This window comes from Dyella japonica, assembly GCF_040545895.1.
Lineage (GTDB): Bacteria > Pseudomonadota > Gammaproteobacteria > Xanthomonadales > Rhodanobacteraceae > Dyella > Dyella japonica_D.
In genome coordinates this window covers 1,220,355-1,243,337 of sequence record NZ_JBEPMU010000001.1, presented here as the reverse complement: position 1 = coordinate 1,243,337, position 22,983 = coordinate 1,220,355, and the positions used below count along the sequence as shown (strand labels likewise).

At 64.4% G+C, this 22,983-nt stretch carries 25 protein-coding genes; 13 read left to right on the top strand and 12 right to left on the bottom strand.

Annotated features, from left to right (window positions below):
- Positions 1-49 precede the first annotated feature (49 nt).
- On the bottom strand, positions 50-2,248 hold the full coding sequence (locus ABIC75_RS05480; protein ID WP_354012833.1) for an alpha-N-acetylglucosaminidase: 2,199 nt from the start codon (positions 2,246-2,248) through the stop codon (positions 50-52).
- A gap of 210 nt (positions 2,249-2,458) precedes the next feature.
- On the opposite strand from ABIC75_RS05480, the gene ABIC75_RS05475 reads away from it, so the two are divergent.
- Positions 2,459-3,181 carry an SDR family oxidoreductase gene (locus tag ABIC75_RS05475; RefSeq protein WP_354012832.1) on the top strand — a complete coding sequence of 241 codons (723 nt, stop codon included), beginning with the start codon at positions 2,459-2,461 and terminating at the stop codon, positions 3,179-3,181.
- A gap of 52 nt (positions 3,182-3,233) precedes the next feature.
- Here ABIC75_RS05475 and ABIC75_RS05470 read toward each other — a convergent pair whose 3' ends face one another.
- On the bottom strand, positions 3,234-4,088 hold the full coding sequence (locus ABIC75_RS05470) for a LysR family transcriptional regulator (protein WP_354012831.1): 855 nt from the start codon (positions 4,086-4,088) through the stop codon (positions 3,234-3,236).
- Positions 4,089-4,216: 128 nt separating this feature from the next.
- On the opposite strand from ABIC75_RS05470, the gene ABIC75_RS05465 reads away from it, so the two are divergent.
- Complete coding sequence (locus ABIC75_RS05465; protein WP_354012830.1) at positions 4,217-5,212, top strand: zinc-dependent alcohol dehydrogenase family protein; 996 nt, start codon at positions 4,217-4,219, stop codon at positions 5,210-5,212.
- Positions 5,213-5,268: 56 nt separating this feature from the next.
- On the opposite strand, the gene ABIC75_RS05460 is transcribed toward ABIC75_RS05465, so the two are convergent.
- A complete protein-coding gene (locus ABIC75_RS05460) occupies positions 5,269-5,541 on the bottom strand; it encodes a hypothetical protein (protein WP_354012829.1) in 273 nt (90 codons plus the stop codon).
- A 397-nt stretch (positions 5,542-5,938) separates the two neighbouring features.
- Here ABIC75_RS05460 and ABIC75_RS05455 point away from each other — a divergent pair, with 397 nt between their 5' ends.
- From ABIC75_RS05455 to ABIC75_RS05445, 3 genes are all read left to right on the top strand, one after another.
- Positions 5,939-6,775: an SAM-dependent methyltransferase gene (locus tag ABIC75_RS05455; RefSeq protein ID WP_354012828.1), complete on the top strand. Its 837-nt coding sequence runs from the start codon at positions 5,939-5,941 to the stop codon at positions 6,773-6,775.
- A 163-nt stretch (positions 6,776-6,938) separates the two neighbouring features.
- Positions 6,939-7,232 (top strand): hypothetical protein, encoded by a 294-nt coding sequence (locus ABIC75_RS05450; RefSeq protein WP_354012827.1) that lies wholly within the window; start codon positions 6,939-6,941, stop codon positions 7,230-7,232.
- 9 nt (positions 7,233-7,241) lie between these two features.
- On the top strand, positions 7,242-9,017 hold the full coding sequence (locus tag ABIC75_RS05445) for a tetratricopeptide repeat-containing diguanylate cyclase (protein WP_354012826.1): 1,776 nt from the start codon (positions 7,242-7,244) through the stop codon (positions 9,015-9,017).
- 9 nt (positions 9,018-9,026) lie between these two features.
- Here ABIC75_RS05445 and ABIC75_RS05440 read toward each other — a convergent pair whose 3' ends face one another.
- Positions 9,027-9,980 carry a Dyp-type peroxidase gene (locus ABIC75_RS05440; protein WP_354012825.1) on the bottom strand — a complete coding sequence of 318 codons (954 nt, stop codon included), beginning with the start codon at positions 9,978-9,980 and terminating at the stop codon, positions 9,027-9,029.
- Between the two features lie 244 nt (positions 9,981-10,224).
- Here ABIC75_RS05440 and ABIC75_RS05435 point away from each other — a divergent pair, with 244 nt between their 5' ends.
- On the top strand, positions 10,225-10,638 hold the full coding sequence (locus ABIC75_RS05435) for a VOC family protein (protein WP_354012824.1): 414 nt from the start codon (positions 10,225-10,227) through the stop codon (positions 10,636-10,638).
- 42 nt (positions 10,639-10,680) lie between these two features.
- Here the strand turns inward: ABIC75_RS05435 and ABIC75_RS05430 are convergent, their stop codons facing one another.
- On the bottom strand, positions 10,681-11,391 hold the full coding sequence (locus ABIC75_RS05430; RefSeq protein ID WP_354012823.1) for a DUF899 family protein: 711 nt from the start codon (positions 11,389-11,391) through the stop codon (positions 10,681-10,683).
- Between the two features lie 219 nt (positions 11,392-11,610).
- On the opposite strand from ABIC75_RS05430, the gene ABIC75_RS05425 reads away from it, so the two are divergent.
- Positions 11,611-12,063, top strand: coding sequence for a GyrI-like domain-containing protein (locus ABIC75_RS05425; RefSeq protein WP_354012822.1), 453 nt, complete (start codon positions 11,611-11,613; stop codon positions 12,061-12,063).
- A 4-nt stretch (positions 12,064-12,067) separates the two neighbouring features.
- Here ABIC75_RS05425 and ABIC75_RS05420 read toward each other — a convergent pair whose 3' ends face one another.
- Positions 12,068-12,682, bottom strand: a complete 615-nt coding sequence (locus ABIC75_RS05420) for a hypothetical protein (protein ID WP_354012821.1) — start codon at positions 12,680-12,682, stop codon at positions 12,068-12,070.
- A gap of 300 nt (positions 12,683-12,982) precedes the next feature.
- On the opposite strand from ABIC75_RS05420, the gene ABIC75_RS05415 reads away from it, so the two are divergent.
- A complete protein-coding gene (locus ABIC75_RS05415; protein WP_354012820.1) occupies positions 12,983-15,289 on the top strand; it encodes a transferrin receptor-like dimerization domain-containing protein in 2,307 nt (768 codons plus the stop codon).
- Positions 15,290-15,310: 21 nt separating this feature from the next.
- Here ABIC75_RS05415 and ABIC75_RS05410 read toward each other — a convergent pair whose 3' ends face one another.
- Together ABIC75_RS05410 and ABIC75_RS05405 are read right to left on the bottom strand one after the other, a co-directional pair.
- Positions 15,311-15,619, bottom strand: a complete 309-nt coding sequence (locus ABIC75_RS05410) for a GIY-YIG nuclease family protein (protein WP_354012819.1) — start codon at positions 15,617-15,619, stop codon at positions 15,311-15,313.
- A gap of 56 nt (positions 15,620-15,675) precedes the next feature.
- Positions 15,676-16,131, bottom strand: coding sequence for a hypothetical protein (locus ABIC75_RS05405; RefSeq protein ID WP_354012818.1), 456 nt, complete (start codon positions 16,129-16,131; stop codon positions 15,676-15,678).
- Between the two features lie 115 nt (positions 16,132-16,246).
- Between ABIC75_RS05405 and ABIC75_RS05400 the strand changes: the two genes are divergently transcribed.
- Positions 16,247-16,906: a 2'-5' RNA ligase family protein gene (locus ABIC75_RS05400; protein WP_354012817.1), complete on the top strand. Its 660-nt coding sequence runs from the start codon at positions 16,247-16,249 to the stop codon at positions 16,904-16,906.
- A gap of 49 nt (positions 16,907-16,955) precedes the next feature.
- On the opposite strand, the gene ABIC75_RS05395 is transcribed toward ABIC75_RS05400, so the two are convergent.
- The 3 genes from ABIC75_RS05395 to ABIC75_RS05385 all read right to left on the bottom strand — a co-directional run bounded on the left by ABIC75_RS05395 (position 16,956) and on the right by ABIC75_RS05385 (position 18,495).
- A complete protein-coding gene (locus ABIC75_RS05395; RefSeq protein ID WP_354012816.1) occupies positions 16,956-17,507 on the bottom strand; it encodes a Spy/CpxP family protein refolding chaperone in 552 nt (183 codons plus the stop codon).
- A gap of 37 nt (positions 17,508-17,544) precedes the next feature.
- Entirely contained in the window at positions 17,545-17,892 is a 348-nt protein-coding gene (locus ABIC75_RS05390) for a hypothetical protein (RefSeq protein WP_354012815.1), read from the bottom strand.
- 201 nt (positions 17,893-18,093) lie between these two features.
- Complete coding sequence (locus tag ABIC75_RS05385) at positions 18,094-18,495, bottom strand: ExbD/TolR family protein (protein WP_354012814.1); 402 nt, start codon at positions 18,493-18,495, stop codon at positions 18,094-18,096.
- Positions 18,496-18,648: 153 nt separating this feature from the next.
- Here ABIC75_RS05385 and thpR point away from each other — a divergent pair, with 153 nt between their 5' ends.
- From thpR to ABIC75_RS05365, 4 genes are all read left to right on the top strand, one after another.
- On the top strand, positions 18,649-19,254 hold the full coding sequence (thpR, locus tag ABIC75_RS05380; RefSeq protein ID WP_354012813.1) for an RNA 2',3'-cyclic phosphodiesterase: 606 nt from the start codon (positions 18,649-18,651) through the stop codon (positions 19,252-19,254).
- A gap of 88 nt (positions 19,255-19,342) precedes the next feature.
- Positions 19,343-20,740: a M20/M25/M40 family metallo-hydrolase gene (locus ABIC75_RS05375; protein ID WP_354012812.1), complete on the top strand. Its 1,398-nt coding sequence runs from the start codon at positions 19,343-19,345 to the stop codon at positions 20,738-20,740.
- A 94-nt stretch (positions 20,741-20,834) separates the two neighbouring features.
- Entirely contained in the window at positions 20,835-21,602 is a 768-nt protein-coding gene (locus ABIC75_RS05370) for a class I SAM-dependent methyltransferase (RefSeq protein WP_354012811.1), read from the top strand.
- Positions 21,603-21,623: 21 nt separating this feature from the next.
- Positions 21,624-21,833, top strand: coding sequence for an oxidoreductase-like domain-containing protein (locus ABIC75_RS05365; protein WP_354012810.1), 210 nt, complete (start codon positions 21,624-21,626; stop codon positions 21,831-21,833).
- A 33-nt stretch (positions 21,834-21,866) separates the two neighbouring features.
- Here ABIC75_RS05365 and ABIC75_RS05360 read toward each other — a convergent pair whose 3' ends face one another.
- The gene (locus tag ABIC75_RS05360) at positions 21,867-22,949 is read right to left on the bottom strand and encodes a linear amide C-N hydrolase (RefSeq protein WP_354012809.1); all 1,083 of its coding nucleotides are present in this window, start codon (positions 22,947-22,949) and stop codon (positions 21,867-21,869) included.
- Positions 22,950-22,983: the final 34 nt, after the last annotated feature.

Below are 22,983 nucleotides of genomic sequence, written 5' to 3'. Positions count from 1 at the left end.
GTCGCCATCGATGTCCGCGAACGGAAGCCGCGCGATGGCGCGGCGTGCTTCAGTCGCCGGAAGAGCCGAGTTCCTTGGCGATCCTTGTCGCCACGTCATAGGCGTCGCCGACGGGTTGGTCAGGGTAGCGTTGCGTGCCGTGGTTCCATGCATCGCCCATGGCGAACCAGTCGATGGGCTTGGCGGCGATGCCGCTGCGCAGTTGCTCATCGAGCGCGTTGAAATAAGTGGCCCACCGCAAACGGTAGTAGTCGCGCGTCAAACCGGCCCAATCCTTGTTGCCGTAGTCGTGCAGGCTGGCGCCCTCGCTGGCCTTGCGGTCGCCCCAGGTGGTGAGGATGGAGCGGGCGTCGTAGTCGAGGCGCAGGCGTTCCTCCGGCGTGGAGGCCCATGGATCGATGTTCGCGAGCCAGCGTCCCACCAGGAAGAAACGACTGGTCGACAGCAGCTCGTCCTGCAGATCCATCAGCTGCAGCCAGCGCTGCGTGAGGGCATGGAAACGCGTGCGGTCCTTGCCGTCATAGGCCGCCTTGATCTGCGGCAGCAGCAGGCGACTCTCGTTGGCCAGGGTTTGGCGGGCGATGTCCACCAGGTCGTATTGATAGGTTTCGCTGCTGCGCACACTGGTGGCCACTTTCAACATCTCGGGCAGCGCTTGCTTGAACGCAGCCGCGTTGTAGCGCATGGCTTCGGGTGACCAGTTCGAGGCGCGGTTGGCGGTAAGACTGGGCTGCGCATTGAAGAGGGATTCTTGCGCCGCATCGCGTTCGCTGTTGAACACGACCTGGTCGATGCGTATGTCGTAGGCTGTGCCAAGCAGTACGTTCCATGCGGCGAGTGCATGCGCATCGGCTGCGCCGTAGCGACGTTGCACGTATTGGGCCGCCCACTGCGTCGTGTGGACTGGGTCCTTGCGCCAGGCCATTTCCGTAAACAGATCGAAGGCGAACGGATTGGTACCCATGCCCTCGGTAAAGATCGCAGTGCCGGCCATGTTGCGGTTGGTTCGTCCCAACCGTTGCAGTCGCTCGGTGATGTTGCGGGTGTTGGCGCCGAGGGTGGTGCGGCCACCGAATTCCCAGATGCCACCGAACAGGAAGGCGGCATTCTGGAAATCCTTCTGTCGGTTGTCGCGCGGCACGCGATCGTGATCGATGTCGATCACCAGCAAGTGCTGGCGATCAACGCCGTCGAGCAGATCCTGGCGCGGGTTGCCTTGCCAGGCCAGCATCATCCACTGCGCGCCTGGATGCGCCGCCTCCAGTGCGTCTTGCACGTCGCGTGCGGCTTCGGGCACGGGGACGTCGCCGGCATCGCCACCTTCCTGGAACACCTCCATGTCGTAAATGACGCTGTCCCCGACCAGCTCGCGCTGGTGTTTGTAGAACGACGCGGCCAGTTTCGCGAATAGAGGGTCACGTGGATCGAGCCAGCCCGGTCGCGTAAAACCCGCCCATTCGCCCTGAGGCACGACATGGGCCTTCGGGAATTTCTTCTGGAAGTCGGCCGGCACGATGCCGTAGAAGCCCGGCAGCACGGGCGTGATGCCAAGCTCGCGCAGTCGCGCCACGATCTGCTTCGCCGATGCCGCGCGTTGTTCCATCAGGTTCGTGCTGATGGGCCCGTTGAAGCAGCACAGGTTGCCCATCAACTGCCAGTTCTGGTGCGCCGGCTGGGTGATCCATTGGCGGATCTCGGCGTCCGCATAGCCGACATCGCGAAATGTCTGGTACAGCACGCTGTCCATGCCGCGTTCGACCAGCACGGCGTTGATGCCGGAAAGGGCGAGCACGTCGATTTCCCGCTGCCAGCGCGGCCAATCCCAATAGGGCGCGGTATAGCCGTCGACGTTTTCGTTCAGCGCATAGCGGTGAGGGTGGAGCGCTTGTCCCTCGATAGCGTGGTCAGGCAAGGGAAACGGACTGGCTCCAACGCGGTCGCCGTTGGGCGATATCTGTACGTGCGCCACGTATTTCAGATACCAGTTCACGCCGAACAACAAGGCGCTGGGTGTGCTGCCTTCCACCTTGATGTGCCGGTTGGCGGCACTGATGCGAAAGCGTTCGTGATCGTCTGCTGCGGGTAACGCAACCAGTTCGAACTGCGCGGCATGTTGCGGCAGCAGGCGTGCGATGACGGCCTGCGCTGGGCGGGTGTCGAAGACTGGCGCGTTGACGGCGCCAACGACGTTCATCCATGCAAGACATGCCAGGCCGGCAAGCCAGATCCGCGAAGCAGCTGGGCGCATGAGGTATCCATGGGTGGCGTCGATCCCGCATCGTATACCGTGCCGGCCATGTTTTTTTTCGAAGCCTACGCGCGGAATCTGCGCCGTGCATCGCGAATGAACACTTTCGACGGGATCGAACGAGATCGTCGTTCGCGCCGCACGTCATGTCAGTGGATCTGGCTCAACCTATCCCGCCGAATCCCCACTCGCATTCCTGCGGAGACAGTCATGACACAACGTACTTTCCTTGTTACCGGCGCCACCAAGGGCATTGGGCGCGCCGTTGCCAATCGCCTTGCACGATCGGGGCATCATGTGGTCGGCCTGGCGCGAGGCGCCGATGACCCGAACTTTCCCGGCACCCTGGTGGCGGCCGACCTGAGCGATCGCCAGGCGACGGGTCGCGTGCTCGCCGAGCTGGTGAGCCGGTTCTCCTTCGATGGCGTGGTGAACAACTTCGGCTACGTGAAGCTGGCCAATATCGGCGAGGTGGACCTGGACGAACTGGAGTTCTCCATGCGCCTCAACCTGGTTCCGACCGTGCAGACCGTGCAGGCACTGCTGCCGCAGATGCGCGCCAAGGGTTGGGGTCGTGTCGTCAACGTCACCAGCCTGGTCGCGCTCGGCATGACGCAGCGTACGGCCTATGCCGCCGCGAAGAGCGCGATGAACAGCTTCACGCGCACCTGGGGCCTGGAGCTTGCCGAGACGGGCATCACCGTCAATTCGGTGGCGCCGGGTCCCACGGAAACCGAACTGTTTCGCCAAAACACGCCGGAGGGTAGCGCGGCCGAAGCGCGTTTTCTGTCGCTCGTTCCGATGCGGCGCCTGGGCAAGCCGGAAGAACTGGCTGCGACCATCGCGTTCCTGCTCTCGGACGATGCCGCCTACATCACCGGGCAGACCCTGTACGTGGACGGCGGCGCGTCGATCGGCAAAGCCGCGGCCTGAGGCGCGCGAGCCGCATCGTGGCGGATGCCCGCTGCCGAATGGCAGCGATGGATCAATCGCTGGCGAGCCGTTCGATGACCAGGTCGAGCAGGGCACGCAGGCGTCCCAGCCTGCGCAGGTCGCGGTGATAGCCGATCCAGGTGTCGCGAGACGGTGGGTGTTCTTTCAACGGCAAGCGTTCGATGCCCTTGGTGGCATCGCCCAAGGGACGTGGCAGCACGGCCAATCCCACGCCGTCCGCGCACAAACGCGCATGCACGTCGCGTGCGTTGCTGCGAAAGGCGACGGTGGCGTGGGGGAACTGCGCCTGCAGCCACGCGACATCCGGCATGTCGCCAAAGGCGTGGTCCATGGTGATCAGTGACGCGCCCTTGCCATTGCCCGCCCTGGGCCGGCGCGTGCCCTTCTTGAGGTAAACCGCGTAAGGCATGCGCAGCAGTTTTCGCGAAACCACGTCGGGTTCTTCGAAGGGCTTGATGCGGAAGGCGAGATCAGCCTCGCGGCGCGCGAGGCTGAGGAAGCGCGTATCGGTGAGCAATTCCAGGGTGACGCGCGGATGCTCGCGCGAGAACTCCGCCAGCACCGGCGCCAGCACGTGGACGCCGAACCAGTCGGAGGAAGTGATGCGCAGCAGGCCATCGAGTTCCTGTTGCTGGCCGGCCAGCGTCCGCTGGAACGCGAGCACTTCCTGCTCCATGCGCTCGGCGTGCTGGCAGACCACCGTGCCTTCCTCCGTCAGCACGAAGCCGTCGCTGGTGCGCTGGAACAGGGTCTGGCCGAGCGAGGCTTCCAGCGCGCGCAGTCGTCGGCCCATGGTGGGCTGGGTTTGCCCCAGGGCGCGGGCGGCGGCACCCAGCGTGCCTTCGCGGGCGATGGCCAGGAAGATCCTCAGGTCGCTCCATTCCATGGTGATTGCCTTTGTTTGCCGGGCCATTCGTGGCATGCAATTTTGCATGGAAAGAATGCATTCTATTTAGTTTTCATGCAATTGGGACTGGCGTACCTTGAGCGCATCCCAATCGCGAGGAAGTCGCCGTGAGCGTTCTACCGTCCATGCAAGCCGCCGTGCTCGAACAGCATGGCAACGTCTTTCGCCGCGCTGCCGTGGCGCGGCCGGTGCCCGCCCAAGGCCAGGTGCTGGTGCGCGTCATGGCCAGTGGTGTGAATCCGCTTGATCTGAAGATCCGCGAGGGCAAGGCCGAACATGCACGGCATCCGTTGCCGGCGATCCTCGGCATCGACATGGCGGGCGTGGTAGAAAGCGTCGGGCCGGGCGTCACCGATTTCCGCGTCGGCGACGAGGTGTACGGCATGACCGGCGGCGTCGGCGGCATCCAGGGCTCGCTTGCCGAAGTCGCGGCGGTGGATGTGCGCCTGCTGGCGCACAAGCCGTCGCACTTCAGCATGCGCGAAGCGGCCTCGCTGCCGCTGGCTTTCATCACGGCATGGGAAGGCTTGGTAGATCGTGCACAGGTGAAGGCAGGTCAGACCGTGCTGGTGCAGGGCGCCGGTGGCGTCGGCAACGCCGTTATCCAATTGGCGAAGGCATTCGATGCCAAGGTGTTTGCGGTGGACTCGGCGGCCAAGGCCCAGGACATCACCCGCTGGGGCGCGACGCCCATCGATCGTGGAACGGCGGTGGAGAACTACGTCGCCGAACACACCGACGGCCGCGGTTTCGAACGGGTCTACGACACGGTGGGCGGCGCGGGACTGGATGCATCGTTCCAGGCAGTCAAGCGCTTCGGCCACGTAGTGAGCGCATTGGGCTGGGGCACGCATGCGCTGGCGCCGTTGTCGTTTCGCGCCGGCACGTATTCGGGCGTGTTCACGCTATTGCCGCTGTTGACGGGCGAGGGGCGCGAGCACCATGGCGAGATCCTGCGTGAAGTCACCCGCCTGGCGGAAGCAGGAAAGATCACGCCGTTCGTGGATGCACGACGTTTCGACCTGGACAGCGTGGCCGAAGCGCACGGCCTGATCGAACGGCGCGAGGCGCGCGGCAAGGTGGTGATCGACATCGCTGCCTGAAAAACAAAGGCCGGCGAGATGCGCCGGCCTTTGCAGGTGAAGCGGGAAGGACGGGATTACTCCTCGTCTTCTTCTTCCTCTTCCTCGCCTTCGTCCTCGAAGGTTTCCAGCTCTTCGACGCGCAGGAAGTTCGGCGCCGAGTCGGCAAAGCTGATCTGCTTGCCGTTCACCAGCATCGGGCGCACGTCACGGCGCGTGGTGCCGTTCTGCACGGATTCCACCAGCGCGAAGCACACAAGCGCTTCCGCGCTCTCGTCGCCGCTCTCGTCGAACACGGCAACCCAGCCCGTGGCGGGCATGATCTGGATGATGATTTCTTGTGAGGACATGGCACTTCCGGTTTGGCGAAACGCGGAAGCTTGCCGGGTGCCCGCCGGGACTGCAAGCGACGATTTCGTGACGACGCAACGTGGTGATGGCGATGGGACCGGCGGCTGCTTTCGCGCCGGATGGAGCCGCCACCTAAGTAGTTCGGCGAGCTCAAAGGTTTCAAACGAATATTTCGATAGTCCGGCGGTGGTAGGCCGCGAGCAACGCGATCCTTGATACGCGCCGGCGGGACGCCGTAAACGCTTTCTGCCCGCCACGCCTTGCGATGGGGGCCGGGCCGCAGGTCAAGGCCTGCGTGAAACGAGGCGACGGTTTCCCTTGGGCGCGGACAAACCTTCTCTTTGTCATATGTCGCCTGGCGTGCGCAGACTCCGGGAATTGCCCTACTATCAAGCGATGACAAATCCTGAGACTCAGTCCACAAAAGCCACGCACCGCGGCAGCCTTGCCTGCGTGGGCCTGGGCATGACCCTGGGCTCGCACCTCACGCCGCTGGCGCGCAGTCACATCGCGCAGGCGGACGTGATCTTTGCGGGCCTCTCCGATGGCATCGTGGAGATGTGGTTGCAGCGCATGCATCCGGACGTGCGCAGCCTTCAGTCGTACTACCAGGAAGGCAAGTCGCGGCTCACCACGTATCGCCAGTGGGTCGACCTGATGATGACCGAGGTGCGCGCCGGCAAACGCGTGTGCGGCGTGTTCTACGGGCATCCGGGCATCTTCGCCTGGGCCCCGCACAAGGCCATCGAGGCGGCTCGCGCCGAAGGCTATGCGGCGCATATGGAGCCGGGCATTTCCGCCGAGGACTGCCTCTATGCCGACCTGGGCATCGACCCGGGCCGGTTCGGCTGCCAGCACTTCGAGGCCAGCCAGCTGCTGCTGTTCGAACGCCGCATCGATCCCACCGGCTACCTCGTGCTGTGGCAGGTCGGGCTGGTCGGCGATCGTTCGCTGGCGCGCTTCCAGACGGGCCCGGCCTATCGCCAGGTATTGGTGGAGCTGCTGAGCCAGCACTATCCGCTGGACCACGAGGTGATCGTCTACCGCGCCGCCACGCTGCCGATCCAGCAGCCACGCATGCGGCGCGTGGCGCTGCGGGATCTGCCGAACATCGAATTGCCGGCCGAGGAGACCGTGGTGTTGCCGCCGTCGGAAACCTTGAGGCCGAACCTTGCCGTCCAGGCGAAGCTGGCAGCGCTGGATGAGCAGGAAAAGGCCGGTTTGCCGGTATAAAGCAGTACAGTGGCCGCATGCGGCGGGGGAGAGGCCCGCAGCGTTCGGTGCAGGGATTGAACCGTGATGGCGAACGTCATCATGCTTCATCAAGCTGGTGCTGCTAGGCATGGGCACGCAAGAACCGATACACGACATCACCGGAAGACACTTGGGGGAACGTATGACTGACACGATGGATTGGCTGGAGGCCATTGGCCAGGACGCAACGCTGCGTCATTCCTCGGCCGAAGATTTGAACAGCACGCTGGAGGCCGCGGAAGCCTCCGAGGCCCTGATGGCCGCCGTGGCATCGGGCGACAGCTCGTGGCTGGCCCAGGAGTTCGGCAAGCGGGTCATGCACGTGACCCAGAGCTCGCAGACCTTCCCTGAAGGCGACGAGCCCGAGCGCGAAGACGAAGGCGAGCCGCTGGATCCCGCCGAGCCGCAGCACGGCGCGGCTTCGCCGAAAGGCTAGGCAGCCGACATGCCGCATCGGTGGCGTCGTCGTTGGCCATGGCTCGCCTGGGCGGGCCTGGCCTTCTGCGTACTCGCCGAGGCGGCGCTTGCGTCGTCGGAGATCGCCGATCCCGGCGCGTTCCTGGAACAGACCGAACGGGTGCGCACCACCGACCACCCGCGGTTTGTGCTCATGCTGGAACAGATGCGCAGCGAGGCGCCCGAGCTGACGGCCAATCAGCGGTGGTATCTGCGTTATCTCGAAGCCTGGCAGACGGCGTTCGAGGGCGATGCCCCGAAGGCCAACACCATGCTGCGCGACGTCATCGACCATTCCGGCGACATCACGCTGCGGGCCAAGGCGTCGGCCTTGCTCATGCACAACCAGGGCCTGAGCAGCCACTACGAAGAAGCGTTCACGCTGGCCAACCAACTGGCCACCGATTTGCCCGAGATCAAGGACCGGCTGGCCCGATTCACGGTGCTGGCCAATCTTTCCCAGCTGATGGTGTTTGCCGGGCAGACCGATCTGGCGATCAAGTACGCCAGCATGATGGAGGAGACGCTGCCGCCGGGCGAAAGCCTGTGCAATCCGCTCTCCATGGAAATCGGCGCGCTCGACAAGAGCAACCGGCTCACCTCGTCCAGCCCGAAACTCCAGGAAGCCATCGACACCTGCCTGGCCGCGGGACAGCCGGTATTCGCCAACACCTTGCGGCTGATCAAGAGTGCGCTCTACCGGATGGAAGGGCAGCCGGCCAAGGCGCTGGAGCTGCTCAACAGCATCCTTCCCAGCATCAGCGCCAACCGCTATTACCCGCATGTGCGAAGCGTGCAGGTCCAGCTGGCGCTTGCGTACGAAAAGCTCGGCGAAGACAACAATGCCCGCAAGGCAGCGCTGGCCGTGCTGGCCATGAGCGGTCCGGGCGAAATCAGCGAAGTCCAGCGCGAAACCTATAGCCTGCTTTACCGCATCGAGAAGAAGCGCGGCAATCTCAACGCCACGCTGGGCTACTACGAGCAGTACACGGCACAAGACAAGGGTTACCTCGACGACATCAGCGCCAGGTCACTGGCCTATGCGGCCGTGCAGCAGCACGTGCTGGCGCAGAAGCTGGAAACCGAAGGCCTGAGCAAGCAGAACAGCATCCTGCGCCTGCAGCAGGCGCTGGACACCAAGGCCGTCGAAACCAGCCGCCTGTACATCACCTTGCTTCTCGTGGTGCTGGTGTCCATCTTCTTCTGGTTGCTGCGGATCAAGCGTTCGCAGCTTCGCTTCAAGATGCTTTCGCATCACGACGGCCTCACCGGCATCTTCAACCACCAGCATTTCGTGAGCGAGGCCGAACGCACCTTGCGCATGCTGGAGAAGCGCCATGGCAGCGCCTGCCTGATCTCCATCGACCTGGATCACTTCAAGCAGATCAACGACACGCACGGCCACGCCACCGGCGACGTGGTGCTCAAGCACACGGTGGCGTTGTGCCAGCGCCAGCTTCGCCCCACCGATCTGTTTGGACGTCTGGGTGGCGAGGAGTTCGGCATCCTCTTGCCCGACTGCACGCTCGACCAGGGCATGGCCATTGCCGACCGCATCCGCACGGCCATCGAAGGCACGCCGGTCAACGGCGACGGCTGCCTGGTCGCGTTCTCCGCCAGCATCGGCCTGGCGTCCACCGACACGTCCGGCTATGAATTGCAGCGCCTGCGCAAGGACGCCGACGCGGCGCTCTATCGCGCCAAGCGCACCGGTCGCAACCGCGTCATGTCGGATGCGGAGAGCCAGGGTCTGGTGAAGGCCTGAGCTTGTTCGTCATGCCGGCCCGTCGTGGACTGGCGCGGGTGCGTTCTCAAGGAACGTCGCGGACGGCACGAAGAACAGCGAACCGGTGACCGCCTTGCTGAAGTCGAGCAGGCGATCGTAGTTGCCGGGCGGTCGGCCCACGAACATGTTGTTGAGCATCTGTTCGATGCGGGCGGGGGAGCGCGCGTAGCCAATGAAATAGGTGCCGAATTCGCCCTTGCCGACTTCGCCGAAGGGCATGTTGTCGCGCACGATTTCCAGCGGCTCGCCGTTCTCTTCGATGCTGGTGAGCGCGTTGTGCGCGTAAGCGGGCTTGGCCTCGTCGTCCAGCTCGATGTCCGAGAGCTTCCTGCGGCCGATGATCTTTTCCTGCTGTTCCACCGGCACCGCGTTCCACGCCGTGAGGTCGTGGAGATACTTCTGCACGATCACATAGCTGCCGCCGGTGAAGGCCGGGTCTTCGTCGCCGATGATGGTGGCATCCATCGCGCCCTGGTCCACCGGATTCTCGGTGCCGTCCACAAAGCCCAGCAGGTCGCGTTCGTCGAAGTACTTGAAGCCATGCACCTCGTCCACGGCGGTCGCTACGTCGCCGATGCGGCACATGATCTGCGTGGCCAGTTCGAAGCACAGGTCCATGTGCGTGGCGCGAATGTGGAAGAGGATGTCGCCGGGCGTGGACACGGCGTGGTGCACGCCCTTGATCTCGCGGAACGGATGCAGCTCAGCCGGGCGCGGCGTGCCAAAGAGGGCATCCCACGCGTCCGATCCGAAGCCCATCACGCAGGACAGTCGTCGGTCCGGGTTGCGAAAGCCGATGGCGCGCAGCAGCGACGCCATGTCGCCGCAGAGCGCGCGCACGGCATCGCCGCCACGCGTGTCGGGCTTCAGTGTCACCACGAGGAAAATGGCGGCATGGGTCAGCCGCGCGGCAACGGGTTGCGTCACGATGGAAGGCACCATTCGCTCCTTGTCATTGAAGGTTCAAGGCCACGCCATCGCCTGACGAGCCGGTCAACAGACTACGCCTGAAGTATGTCTCTTATGAGGGTCATGTCGATCCATGAGACGCCCGTTCGTCATTCTCATGAACGACCGTGCCGGCGCATCGTTCCAGGCGCGGTTCCATGGATGGCACCCAAGGCCACCCGCCTTGGCGGCGGCGAGCCGGAAGGCGCTCTGTCCCCATACCGCAGGAGTAACCCACATGCAATTCATTCCCTATCTCGATTTCGACGGCCAGGCGCGGGAGGCGTTCGATTTCTACGCCAGGGTGTTCAACGGCAAGATCACCATGCGCATGACCTACGGTGAATCGCCGATGGCCGCGCAGATGCCGCCGGAGACGCACGCACGCGTGATGCATTCGCAACTGGAAACGCCCGATGGTGGCATCGTGATGGGCGCGGACGGCCCGCCGCATACCGCGCGCAGCACCGGTTGCGTGAACGTGAGCGTGGACGATCCGGCGGAAGCCGAGCGCGTGTTCAAGGCCTTGTCCGAAGGAGGCGAAGTGACGATGCCCATCGACGAGACCTTCTGGGCCCATCGCTTCGGCATGCTCACCGATCGCTACGGCAAGGCATGGATGGTCAACTGCCTGAAGACGCCGGGCCAGTGATCGACGCGGCGGGCCGCTACACTGCGGCCCGTCGTGCGGCGCTCAGGTGCCGTAGTCGAGCTTGGGATACCAGTTGCCGCCGCGGCCTTCGGGTACGCAGTCGAGGATGGTCCAGATCGGCATGAGGTCGGGTGCGCCGCGCGGATCCTGGCCCGGGTCCGCTGTTTCGCCGCCCATTTCGCCGGCCCAGAACAGGCGGATGTGGCCGTCGCGTCGCGTGAATACGCAGAAGGCGGGGATGTCGCTGCCGTCATCGGCAATGGCGTGGTAGTCGCGGCTGAAATTCCCGTTGGCATCCGAATACAGCGGCAGATCGCGCCAGCCGCGTTCCTGCTTGAAGGCGAGCAGGCGCTCGATCGGCGAGCGTGCGATCACGGCCAACGCCACGCGCTGCTGGATGTCGCGCGCCTCGCCGTTCCATGCGCCCAGCAACGAGGTGCACATGGGGCAGGGGCGTTCGCGCTGCGGGCCGAACATGTAGTTGTAGGTGACCAGCGTCTGCTTGTCGCCAAAGAGGCCAGCGAAATCCACCGGCCCGCGTTCGCCCACGAACCGGTAGTCGCCCTTCGCTTCCGGGCCGGGCGGCAGGCCGCGGCGCTGCTCGGCGACGCGTTCGATGTGGCGGCGCAGTTCGATTTCCTCGGCCAGCAATTCGTCGCGGGCACGGCGATAGGCCGGGCTTTCGCCGGCGAACCGCATGCCGTTGCGCTTTACCAGTTCGGCAACGGGAACCAGGGCGGGGGCTTGAGTCATGGTGGACAACCTCGGCGTGGAGAAGGGCGGGACGCATGCTTGGCCGCTGGGGCGAAGTCCGCGTCTACTTTCACGACGAACGGGCACCGGGCATATCGACATCCGGCCCAAGAGGCAGGAACGGCACCAGGGTGCAAGTGGCCACTTTCACCCTGTTGTCACATCCGCCCAGTGCCGTAGGCTTGGGGCTCGTTCACCGCTTCTGCCAGGACGAAAGCCATGGACCATCGGATCGTGTCGTTGCCTGCCTTTACGGTCGTCGGACTGGAACACATCGCACGCAGCCCCAGCGGTATCGGGACGTTGTGGGAACGCTTCCTCACGCGGGAGCACGAAGTGGCGCCGCTGGCGGAGCCGGGCATTGCCTACGGGGTATGCGCGCCGCTACCCGATGGCATGCTGCGCTACGTGGCGGGCCTGCCCGTGTCGGACGACGCGGCGGTGCCCGAGGGCATGGTGAAGTTCCAGGTGCCGGCGCAGAAGTACGGCGTGTTCACTCATCGCGGCGTGGCCATGCAGATCGGCGAGACCATCCGCACCATCCACACGCGCCTGCTGCCCAAGCTGGGCCTGCGGGCACATGCGGGCGTGGAGTTCGAGCGCTACGACGAACGCTTCGTGGCGCCGGACGATCCGGCGTCGGAAACCGATCTCTACATTCCGGTGGAGTAGCTTTTCAAGCGGCCAACTGCGCGCGCGGGAACGCGGCGAAGGCCTCATTGAGGGTGGCGCTGATCTGTGCGGCCAGTTCGGCGTAGTTCGCCGCACGCGGCATGCGGGCACGCTTGGGCGCGTCTTCCAGCAGATCGACCTGGCCGCTGGCGTCGACCGCGCAGGCGAACAGGCAGGCGCGCGGCGAATCGAGGAACACGCGCATGTCCACGCGCGCGGCCGCGTCCAGCGGCATGGAACCATCGGGCTCGACCAGGATGGACAGCGAGCGGTTGCCGCGACGACGCAGCATGCGCAGGCATTCCTCCAGCTCGATCACCAGCCGATGTCCCTCGGGCAGGCACAGGTCGCGATAGAACACTGCGTCCATCTCGAACACCGCCTTGCGCACTTCGTTCTCGATGCGGCCCAGGAAGCCCACGCGCAGCTCGTGCCGCGTGTAGTGGATGGGCATGGTGGAAACCTGCACGTCGTTCTTGCGCACCAGCGTGGAGTGGTTGATGCGCGTGAAGCTCAGGCCCGCCGCCTCGTAGCTCTGCTGGGCATTGACACCGCTGATGCCCGAGAACGCGGCCCATGCGGCTTTGAGATACGCGATGTTCGGCGCCGTTTGCAGCATACGTGTTTCGCCTCGAAGGGTTGGTCGCAGCCCGTTGCCGGGTGCCACGGTGGTTATCGGCGCCTGGCGGGCAAACTTCAGCGGGTTTCGTGTCCGGCCGTGCGTTCCTGCGGGAGCGCAGGGACGTGCGCCGGGTCACGCTGGCGACGCATGCCGATAAGCCTTGTCGTGGCCATGCATGACCTTTGTCCTAGACGGCCGCCTGTGGGCACAGGGTATAAGTGCCTCGACAGCCTTGAACGTCGTCGCGGCGAACGATCGTCGCGCGCCTTTTTCGTGCCACCGTTGGGGAGACAACGCATGACCCGTTTGACGATACGGCCGCTGCTGGCGGCCTGCCTGCTTGCATCCATGGGCAGCGCACTGGCCGCCGATGACCACGGCCCCGAGCAGGGCATGCTGGGCTTCACCAGCAGCGGCGCGGCCGCGCAGAAGAGCCTGGAGCAGCGCTTCGATGCCTTGCTCGATCCGGCCGACCAGCGCGAATGGCTCAAGCAGATGTCTTCGGAGCCCAACCAGGTCGGCTCGCCGCACGACAAGGCCAATGCGGAGTTCATGCTGGCGAAGTTCAAGGAATGGGGCTGGGACGCCCACATCGAAACCTTCAACGTGCTCTATCCCACGCCCAAGAAAGTGGCGCTGGAACTGAAGGGGCCGCACCCGTATACCGCCAAGCTGCATGAGCCGGCGGTGGCGGGCGATGCGACCTCGTCGATCAAGAACGACGTGTTGCCGCCGTACAACGTCTACGGTGGCGATGGCGACGTCAGCGCACCGCTGGTGTACGTGAACTACGGCATGCCGGACGACTACAAGGATCTCGCACGTCGCGGCATCGACGTGCGCGGCAAGATCGTCATCGCGCGCTACGGCGGCGGTTGGCGTGGCCTCAAGCCCAAGCTGGCGCAGGAACACGGAGCGGTGGGCTGCCTGATCTATTCCGACCCGCACGACGACGGCTACGCGGAAGGCGACACCTATCCCCAGGGCGGCTGGCGTCCGGAGGATGGCGTGCAGCGCGGTTCCGTGGCCGACATGCAGCAGTATCCCGGCGATCCGCTCACGCCTGGCATCGGTTCCACGGCCGATGCGAAGCGCCTCGACCTGAAGGATGCCAAGACCATCCTCAAGATTCCGGTGCTGCCGATTTCCTATGGCGATGCCACGCCGCTGCTGAAATCGCTGACGGGACCGGTGGCGCCGGGTGGCTGGCGCGGCTCGCTGCCGATCACCTATCACATCGGACCGAGCACGGCGCCGGTGCACCTGACCGTACAGTCGGACTGGGGCCAGAAGCCGGTGTACGACGTGATCGCCACGCTCAAGGGTTCCACCGAACCCGATCGCTGGATCGTGCGCGGCAACCATCACGATGGCTGGGTGTTCGGCGCGTGGGATCCGCTGGCAGGCAACGTGGCGCTGCTCGCCGAGGCCAAGGCCATCGGCGCGCTCTACAAGCAGGGCTGGCGCCCGCAGCGCACGCTGGTCTACGCGAGCTGGGACGGTGAGGAAGCCGGCCTGCTGGGCTCCACCGAATGGGCCGAAACGCATGCCGACGAGTTGAAGCAGAAGGCGGTGCTCTATCTCAACTCCGATACGAATGGCCGCGGTTTCCTCGAAGCTGGTGGCAGTCACTCCTATCAGCACCTGGTGAATCAGGTCGCCGAGGGCGTGACCGATCCGGAAACCAAGGGCAGCGTGCTCGAACGCATGCGAGCGCACGTGATGGTGAGCGGCAGCGCGAAGGACGCCAAGCCCGAGGCCAGGGAATTCGCCAAGCTCGCCGCCGCCGGTGGCGACGTGCCGATCGCCGCGCTCGGTTCGGGTTCCGATTACAGCGCCTTCCTCGAACACCTGGGCATTGCCTCGCTGGATCTCGGCTTCGGCGGCGAGGATGACAACGGCGGCATCTATCACTCCGCCTACGACTCGTTCGATCACTACGTGCGCTTTGGCGATCCGGATTTCCAGTACGGCGTGGCGCTGTCGAAAGTAGCGGGTCACATCGTGCTGCGCACGGCCGATGCCAGCGTGTTGCCGATGCGCATCAGCGACTTCAGCGACACCTTCGACCGCTACGTGGAAGAACTGCACAAGCTGGTGGGCGACACGCGCAAGGACACCGAGCAACAGCATCAGCTGCTCGACAAGCACGCGTATGCGCTGGTGTCCGATCCCACCCGTCCCATCCTGCCGCCCGAGCGCGATTCGGACGTTCCCGACATCAAGCTCGCACCGCTCGATGACGCCGCCAGGAAATTGAAGAAGAGCGCGCAGGCCTTCGAAGCCGCTTACACCCAGCGTGCAGCGGCTAATTTCAACGTGTCGGCCGCGCAACAGCAGCAGATCAACGCGTTGATGGGGCAGATGGAGCAATCGCTCACCAGCGCATCCGGCCTGCCGGGACGCCCGTGGTTCCAACATATGGTCTATGCGCCGGGCATGCTCACCGGCTACGGCGTGAAGACCGTGCCCGGCGTGCGCGAAGCGATCGAGGCACGTCGCTGGGACGAGGCGAGCCAGTTCGCGCAGGCCACGGCCAAGACGCTGGATGGCTATCGCGAGCAGCTGGACAAGCTCACCGCGATGCTGAAGAAGCCCTCGTAAGGCGACGAGTGCGGGAAGCCGTCACTCCGCCGTGGGCGGACTGGCGGCTTCCTTCTCCACGCCGCTCAGGTAATCGATCTTCCGATGCTTGGGCAGCTGCTTGATCTCCCACTCCGCGCGCGATGCCGCCGCGCGGTTGTCGTACGCACGTGAACCGATCAAGCGCAGCGGCGGGTGCGAACGCGTGTAGCGCGCACCCTTGCCATTCACGTGCGCCTGGTAGCGTGCATCCAGATCGTTGGTGATGCCGGCGTAATACGAGCCGTCGCGGCATTCGATCAGATACAGGCACCAACCGCTGACGTTGGCCGATTCGGTGGGGAGGGTCATGATGCATGCGCCGGACTATGGCGCATAGTGTGCCGCAACACGCGGGCTTCCGTGGTTCAGTTCGACAGCTTCGCCCGCACGAAGAAGGCGATGATCCAGCCGAACAACAGCATCGCCGCCAGGTTGGCGATGAAGCTGAAGACGGTGAAGTGCGGGATCTTGCTCAGTGCCGAGAGCGGCACCACCACGTAGTTCATCACCGCGAACACCACCACGCCGTAGGCAACACCCCAGACCGGCCATCGCGACGTGGCAGCCACGCGCCGCCCCACGATGAGCACGAAGATCGCCGCGATCACCAGCGACATGGCCCACTGCAGCACCAGGCCCAATGCCGCTTCCGTGGTGCCGCCGGCCAGCGCGCCTTTGCCGAGCAATCCAGCGGCGATGTACCTGAGGATCACGAGGGGGCCGAAGCCGCTGATGAGACTGGCCGCGCCGATGTCCAGCGTACCGGCGACGAATCCGCCCCAGAGGATGGCGGCAAGCAGAGGATGACGCGTGCGAGGCATGGTGTTCTCCGTGGCGTCTGGCGTGGTCACTCTAAACGATGCGTGGCGGCTGGCAACATGACTTTCCACAGGGTAGCCGGATGCCGTCACGCGCGAAGCCGCTAGTATCGACGGCATGTTGTTTTCCGATCCCATCGCAGGACCCGCCGAAACGCTGGTCGCTGACTTGCGCGATTACCCCGAGTGGCATCGGGGGCGTCATCGCTACGGTGTCTGGGTGGCGCCCATCGACGATCCTGTGTTGCTCGACTACATCGGTGTCGTGCGCAGCCAGCTGGCGGACTTGATTCATCCCAGTCCGCGCCGGCAGCCGCATCTCACGATCTTCGTGTGCGGCTTTCATGGTGCCGGCGAATGGGACGACGATTTTCCGTTGCACCGTCTCGATCGACAGATGGCCTTGCTGCAAGCACGTGCCGAAGCCGCCTGCGCGTTACCGTTGGCCAGGCTCGACAGCTTCGCCAGCGCAGCCTTCATCCCCGTGGGCGATCCCATGGGGCGACTGGCGCGGTGGCGCCAGGCGCTGGGTGAGGGTAGTCGCGAGATCAGGCAGGCGCCCTACGTCGCGCACATCACACTGGGCTTGTATCGCCAGTGCGTGCCGGCGCAGGTGATTCGCCAACGGCTGGGCGAGGTGGCGCCGCCGCCCTCAGCGTTGAATGTAACGGAGCTCCAGTACGTCACCTACGATGCACGCGATCAGTTCGGTTCGCTGGACTGCCTTCGACGCGTTGCATTGGAACCGGCATCGGTAACGGTGGATAGCGCGCGATAAAAAAGCGCGACACGATGCCCGTGTCGCGCTGCGCAAGCGTGGCGTTGAATCAGCTGTGCGCTGACGAGGAAGCGCTGGCCGGCATGCCCTTGCTTGCCTTGCCGCCCTTGTGCGGGCCGGCGCCCTTGCCACCCGGATTGCGATACATGGCATCGGCAACCTGCTTCTGCTCGGGCGAGAGCGCGGCATACAGGTCGCTGAAGGCCGAAGAGAGTTTCTTCATGTTGTCCGCATGCGTTTCGGTGAGATCGGCATACGACTTCATGGCATCGTCCGCGCTCATGGTCGGCAGCTTCTGCGCGCGTTCGCGGAAGGCCTGGTCGGCCTTGCGCGCGTTGTCGCGCATGGTCTGCGCAAAGGCGTCCCAGGGCTTGGCCTGCTGATCGGTGATCTTGAGCTTGGCATGCAGGTCGGCAATGCGCTGTTCGACCGCATCGGCGTGTTTCTGGCCATGATCCTGCGCGCCCGGCGGCGTGGTCGTGGGCAGTTTCTGCGCGGCAGGCGCCGTGGTCGGTGCGGCCTGCTGTGCCCAGGCTGGAGCCGCCACGAGCGCAAGTGATATCAGCGCCGGCAGGGTCAGACTACGAAGCGTGGTTTTCATCGTCGGTATTCCCTCTGCAGTGAATGGCGGCAACGGCTCAGTAGCCGTCGTTGTAGTAGACGACGCCCGGGGGCGGCGGCGGAGGCGGCGAGGTGTAGACCACCGTCGGCGGCGGTTGCGGCGTATTGGCATTGGAAATGGCGACGCCCGCGGCGACGCCGAGCAGGGCGCCCGCCACGATGGCACCGCTATCGTCATGGTGATCGTAATGGTCGTAGTGGTAGTGGTTGTCGTAGTGACCGTGATAATCGTGATGGTCGTAATGTGGCGGCGGCGGACCATGGTGGTACTGCGCCAGCGCGGGCAGCGGCAGCGCCATCCATGCCACGGCCATCGCGGCGGCAGCGAGCTTGTGATGCAGGGCGATAGACGGGTTGTGTTTCATCAACGTTCCCTCCGGCAATGCGGCGACGGTGTCGCACGAAGGGAAGCGTAGGTCTGCCTGTGTGCACGCCAGCACAATGCCATGCCGCATTTTCATGCGACTTTCGGAACGGTTTGCTTATGTCGGTGCCGCGTGACGTTTGCGTTGCCGGCACACCAACGAGGACGCGACGGCGTCCTCATCGGCGATGGAGCAGGTGCCTCAGCGCGATGCCATGAAATCGATCTGCTGCACGCCTTGCCGCTTCGCATCGGCTATCACGCTGGCGACGGTCTGATACGACACGCCATCGGCGGGATCGATGACCAGATGAGGTTGCTCGCTCCGATGCGCGGCGATGGCCAGCTGCGAAGACAACATGGCGGCATCGACAGGTGCTTCGTTCCAGTACATCGACCCGTTGGCATGGATGGACAGCCGCACTGTTTCCGGCGTCGTCGTGGGTTTGACGGTGCCCGGTTGCGGCAGGTCGAGTTTCAGTTTGTGAGTCAGCACAGGCGAAGTGATCATTGTGATCACCAGCAACACCAGTAGGACATCCACCAGTGGAGTGACGTTGATCTGTGCAAGCGGAACACTGGAAGCACGAGCAGAGAAAGCCATGTTCTTCCTCCTGACGGCATGTGTTGTCGATGTGGGCGCGGGGCCTGGGGATGCGCCGGCGGCACCAGATTACTCCCGAACGGGTGGCCTCATGCAAGGGCGTCGATGCGTGGTCTGCGGTATCGTGTAAGGCTCTCTCCGAGTCCTGCCTGCATGAGCCGCTCCCGTTCCCGTCCTTCCGAGCAACAGCCCGACCTGTTGGGTGGCGGCGCACCTGCCCAGATCCATCGCCTGTTCTTCGCGCTGATGCCCGATGATGCGGTGGGTGCGCAGATCGAGGCCGCCGCGACCGGCGCGATGGACACGCGGCAGCTGCATGCCAGGATGATTCGCCCGTCGCGCTACCACGCCACGCTGCATTTCCTTGGCGATCACCCGATGTTGCGCGACGACCTTGCCAGGGCCGCCATGACGGCCGCAGGCAAGCTGCAGGCCGCGCCGTTCGAGGTGGTGCTGGACTCGGCGTCGTCCTTCCATGGTCGCGAACCGCCGTGCGTGCTGCGCTGCTCGCAGGTGCCCGAAGGCCTGCAGGCACTCTGGGACAGTCTGCGGCGAGAGCTGCTGCTGATGGGGTTGGGGCAGCATCTGTCCCGCCAATTCACGCCGCATGTCACCTTTGCCTATAGCCGAAGCGCATTGCTGGAGCCGATCGCGATCGAGCCGATCACCTGGCGGGTGGAGGATTTTTCGCTGGTGCACAGCGTGGTCGGTGGCGGTGAGTACCGGATACTGGATTCGTGGCGCCTGCAGGCGTCGTAGGCCGGCAACACTTTGGCGCGACGCACGATGTCACGCGGGCGTCCGACACGACATACTCACGGCTCCTTCCGACGCTGGTGAGACGTCCATGCTCAAGCCTTTGCTCGCTTCCCTGCTGACCTGTTCGGTCGCGCTTCCTGCCATGGCGGCGACGCCGGATGCCAACCAGGCGCAGGCGCGTGACATCTTCAGTCACCTCATCGCATTCAAGACGGAGATCGGGCAGGGCCAGGTGCCGGTGATGGCGAAGTACCTCGCCGACCAGTTCCGCGCCGCGGGCTTTCCGGACGCGGACATCCACATCATTCCGCACGGCGAGACCGCGGCCATGGTGGTGCGTTATCGCGGCAACGGCACGGGCGGCAAGCCCATCGCGTTGATGGCGCACATGGACGTGGTCACCGCCAAGCCGGAAGACTGGCAGCGCGATCCGTTCAAGCTGATCGAAGAGAACGGCTATTTCTACGGACGCGGCACCGAGGACATCAAGAGCGGCGTCACCGTGCTTGCGGCCAACTTCATCCAGTTGAAGAAGGCCGGTTTCGTGCCCACGCGCGACCTCATCATCGTCTACACCGGTGACGAGGAAACCTCGCAGGACACGATGGACGACCTGGTGAAGAACCATCGCGATCTGGTCGACGCGGAGTTCGCGCTCAACACCGACGCCGGTGGCGGCGAGCTGGGCGAAGACGGCAAGCCGCTGGTATTCGGCCTGCAGACCGCCGAGAAGGCCTATGCGGATTTCGAACTGACCACGCACAACGCCGGCGGCCACAGTTCGCTGCCGCGCGCCGACAACGCCATCTACGAGCTGGCCGATGCGCTGAAGAAAGTGCAGGGCTACCAGTTCCCGGTGATGTGGAACGACACCACCATCGCCTCGTTCAAGGCCTTGGGCGCGACCACGCAAGGCAAGGTGGGGCAGGCGATGCGCGACTTCGCCAAGGATCCGCACGACGCGGCTGCGGCAGCGGTGCTTGCGGCCGAACCCGCGGAAGTGGGCAAGACGCGCACCACCTGCGTGGCCACCATGTTGCGTGGTGGTCATGCGGACAATGCGTTGCCGCAGTCGGCAACGGCCAACATCAACTGCCGCATTTTTCCCGGCGTGACCATCGAGACCGTGCGCAAGACGCTGGCTGATCTGGTGGGCCCGAAGGTGGATGTCGCCGTGATCGGCAAGGCCATCTCCAGCGATGCCTCGCCGCTTCGTCCCGACGTGGTCGCGGCCGTGACCAAGGCGGTGCATGCCATTCGTCCGGGCGTGGCCATTACGCCGGTGCAGGAATCGGGCGCCACCGATGGCATCTATTTCCGCGCGGCGGGCATTCCCACGTATGGCGTGAACGGCATGTTCATGAAGAACAGCGATGCGTTCGCGCATGGCCTCAACGAGCGCGTGCCGGTGAAGTCGTTCTATGACGACGTGACCTATTGGCACGTGTTGCTCACCACGCTGGCCGGTCCGGGCACAGGCAAATAACGCGACGGGAGACCGTGCCGAAACGCCTGCTGCGGTTTATCCTGATGGGGCGCACAATGGCGCCCCACACCCGCCACACATCACGGAGTTCGTCATGCGTCCGACCGTACTTGCAGTGCTGGTAGCCCTTGCTTTCCCCGTTGCCGCTGCGCTGGCCACACCGCCGGCGCCGTCGGATATCCCTTCCTACGTCACGGCGGCGGTCAATGATCCGGCCCGCAAGGACGACACCGCCAACGACGATCGCCGCAAGGTCGCCGAGCTGATGGCGTTTTCGCAGGTGAAGCCCGGCCAGTCGGTGGTGGACCTGATTCCCGGCAGCGGCTACTTCACCCGCGTATTCAGCGGCGTGGTGGGCCCGAAGGGTAGGGTTTATGCCGTATGGCCGAACGAATACGGCAAGGAAGCGCAGTCCGACGTGCAGGCATCCAAGGCCCTGGTGGCCAACCCGCATTACGCCAACGTCGGCGTGTTGATGGTGCCGGCCAAGGAGTTCAAGACGCCGGAGAAGGTTGATCTCGTCTTCACGTCGCAGAACTACCACGACTATCCGGACAAGTTCATGGGCAACGTCGATCCCGTGGTATTCGACAAGCAGGTGTTCGATTCGCTCAAGCCCGGCGGCTTGTTCGTGGTGGTCGATCATGTAGCCGAAGCGGGTTCGGGCATGCGCGACACCGACACGCTGCATCGCATCGATCCGGCCATCGTCAAGAAGCAGGTCGAGTCCGTGGGCTTCGTGTTCGATGGCGAGAGCGACGTGCTGCGCAATCCGAAAGACCCGCACAACATCAAGGTATTCGACAAGTCGATACGTGGTCACACTGATCAGTTCGTCTATCGTTTCCGCAAGCCCGGCTGATCTTCGAATGGTATTTCCGGTTTGACCGAGTCACAGCAAAACACGGCACTGGAGGGTGCGAACGCGCCCTCCAGTGACCCACCGCCCAGGCCACCGCAACGCCCCGATGACGAAGACTGCTGCGGCCAGGGCTGCGTGCCCTGCATCTTCGATTTCTACGACGAAGCCATGGGCCGCTATCGCGAAGAACTCGCCGCGTGGAAAGAGCGGCATCCGGGCCAATTGCCCTGAATCCGGGCATGGCAGCGCAGTGGCGCGCTGTCTCTAGGGCGCTGGCGCCGGCATGAACTTGAACGATGGCGTTTCCACGAATTGCGCGGAAACTTCGCCGGCATACACGCGGCCGTTCGCCATGGTGAGTTTCTTCACCGACGCACCCGGTTTCAAATCCACTTTGTGCAGGTCCACCCAGAACGTGTTGGGCGTGGTGGCGGAGTCGAAGTAGTACGTCAGGTTCTTCTGGTCGGCCACCGTGTGCCAGATGGTGGACGACAGGTTGGGCTGGTCCGGCGTGGAGATGCCCAGCGGCACGCTCACCGCACGCTGCACGCTCATCACCTCGGCCACGGCCTGGAACTGGTAATCCTGGTTCGGCACGCCGTTGATGTAGTTGGGATCGGGCTGCTTGGGCACGGCGTCCAGCAGGAACGACGCGCGTGCGAAGCGATCGGCCGCGCGATTGGTGCCGGGCAGGAATTTCAGGCCGCCGATGCCTTCCCAGTATTCGTACAGCGCAAGCTGCTTGTCGTAGATCGGCGAATTGGTCATCACCTTGTACTGGCGGCCGTGATGGATCACCAGCTTGCCGTCGATGTATTCGAAGATGGCCGAATCGCCACTCGCGTCGGAGATCGACATGTGGATGGTGAGTGGTTTTCCGTTCGGCAGCGGCGGCGCGATGATCTGGAACGGCTCTTTCGCCAGCGCCTTCACGGCATCGTCCACGCGGGCGAAATTGTCGAGGATGTACTGGCCCCACAGGCTGATGGCCATGTGCGGACGCTTGGGATCGGGCTTGCCGAAATCCGTCTCGCCCAGGTACAGCGCGTTCATGACCAGGCCTTTCTCGTTGATGCCGTCGACGCTGCCGATGTCGTAGCCCGCCGTGATGACACTGCCGTAGCGCGATGTCCACTTGGGCGAATTCGGCCCCGCATTGCCGTCGCGCTCAATGCCGGCCGGGAAAATCCACATGTTCGAGGCCATGTCTTCGGACCAGTCCATGTTGCGTCCGGTGATGACCGTGTTGTCCTGGCCCACGTACAAGGTGCGCGTGCACGCGTGCGAAGAAGCGGCAACGACGAAGGTGCAGACGGCGGCAGCGAGTGCGAAAACGTGGCGACGCATGGGCAGCTCCGGGGCGGCGGCGTGGCAAGGCCAT

Coding starts and splice junctions, on each gene's coding strand:
- ABIC75_RS05400 (WP_354012817.1), top strand. CDS start 16,247: ATGTTGTTTTCCGATCCCATCGCAGGACCCGCCGAAACGCTGGTCGCT.
- ABIC75_RS05480 (WP_354012833.1), bottom strand. CDS start 2,248: ATGCGCCCAGCTGCTTCGCGGATCTGGCTTGCCGGCCTGGCATGTCTT.
- ABIC75_RS05470 (WP_354012831.1), bottom strand. CDS start 4,088: ATGGAATGGAGCGACCTGAGGATCTTCCTGGCCATCGCCCGCGAAGGC.
- ABIC75_RS05375 (WP_354012812.1), top strand. CDS start 19,343: ATGCTCAAGCCTTTGCTCGCTTCCCTGCTGACCTGTTCGGTCGCGCTT.
- ABIC75_RS05435 (WP_354012824.1), top strand. CDS start 10,225: ATGCAATTCATTCCCTATCTCGATTTCGACGGCCAGGCGCGGGAGGCG.
- ABIC75_RS05390 (WP_354012815.1), bottom strand. CDS start 17,892: ATGAAACACAACCCGTCTATCGCCCTGCATCACAAGCTCGCTGCCGCC.
- ABIC75_RS05460 (WP_354012829.1), bottom strand. CDS start 5,541: ATGTCCTCACAAGAAATCATCATCCAGATCATGCCCGCCACGGGCTGG.
- ABIC75_RS05450 (WP_354012827.1), top strand. CDS start 6,939: ATGACTGACACGATGGATTGGCTGGAGGCCATTGGCCAGGACGCAACG.
- ABIC75_RS05430 (WP_354012823.1), bottom strand. CDS start 11,391: ATGACTCAAGCCCCCGCCCTGGTTCCCGTTGCCGAACTGGTAAAGCGC.
- ABIC75_RS05445 (WP_354012826.1), top strand. CDS start 7,242: ATGCCGCATCGGTGGCGTCGTCGTTGGCCATGGCTCGCCTGGGCGGGC.
- ABIC75_RS05395 (WP_354012816.1), bottom strand. CDS start 17,507: ATGAAAACCACGCTTCGTAGTCTGACCCTGCCGGCGCTGATATCACTT.
- ABIC75_RS05440 (WP_354012825.1), bottom strand. CDS start 9,980: ATGGTGCCTTCCATCGTGACGCAACCCGTTGCCGCGCGGCTGACCCAT.
- ABIC75_RS05405 (WP_354012818.1), bottom strand. CDS start 16,131: ATGCCTCGCACGCGTCATCCTCTGCTTGCCGCCATCCTCTGGGGCGGA.
- ABIC75_RS05415 (WP_354012820.1), top strand. CDS start 12,983: ATGACCCGTTTGACGATACGGCCGCTGCTGGCGGCCTGCCTGCTTGCA.
- ABIC75_RS05410 (WP_354012819.1), bottom strand. CDS start 15,619: ATGACCCTCCCCACCGAATCGGCCAACGTCAGCGGTTGGTGCCTGTAT.
- ABIC75_RS05385 (WP_354012814.1), bottom strand. CDS start 18,495: ATGGCTTTCTCTGCTCGTGCTTCCAGTGTTCCGCTTGCACAGATCAAC.
- ABIC75_RS05475 (WP_354012832.1), top strand. CDS start 2,459: ATGACACAACGTACTTTCCTTGTTACCGGCGCCACCAAGGGCATTGGG.
- ABIC75_RS05370 (WP_354012811.1), top strand. CDS start 20,835: ATGCGTCCGACCGTACTTGCAGTGCTGGTAGCCCTTGCTTTCCCCGTT.
- thpR (WP_354012813.1), top strand. CDS start 18,649: ATGAGCCGCTCCCGTTCCCGTCCTTCCGAGCAACAGCCCGACCTGTTG.
- ABIC75_RS05455 (WP_354012828.1), top strand. CDS start 5,939: ATGACAAATCCTGAGACTCAGTCCACAAAAGCCACGCACCGCGGCAGC.
- ABIC75_RS05420 (WP_354012821.1), bottom strand. CDS start 12,682: ATGCTGCAAACGGCGCCGAACATCGCGTATCTCAAAGCCGCATGGGCC.
- ABIC75_RS05425 (WP_354012822.1), top strand. CDS start 11,611: ATGGACCATCGGATCGTGTCGTTGCCTGCCTTTACGGTCGTCGGACTG.
- ABIC75_RS05360 (WP_354012809.1), bottom strand. CDS start 22,949: ATGCGTCGCCACGTTTTCGCACTCGCTGCCGCCGTCTGCACCTTCGTC.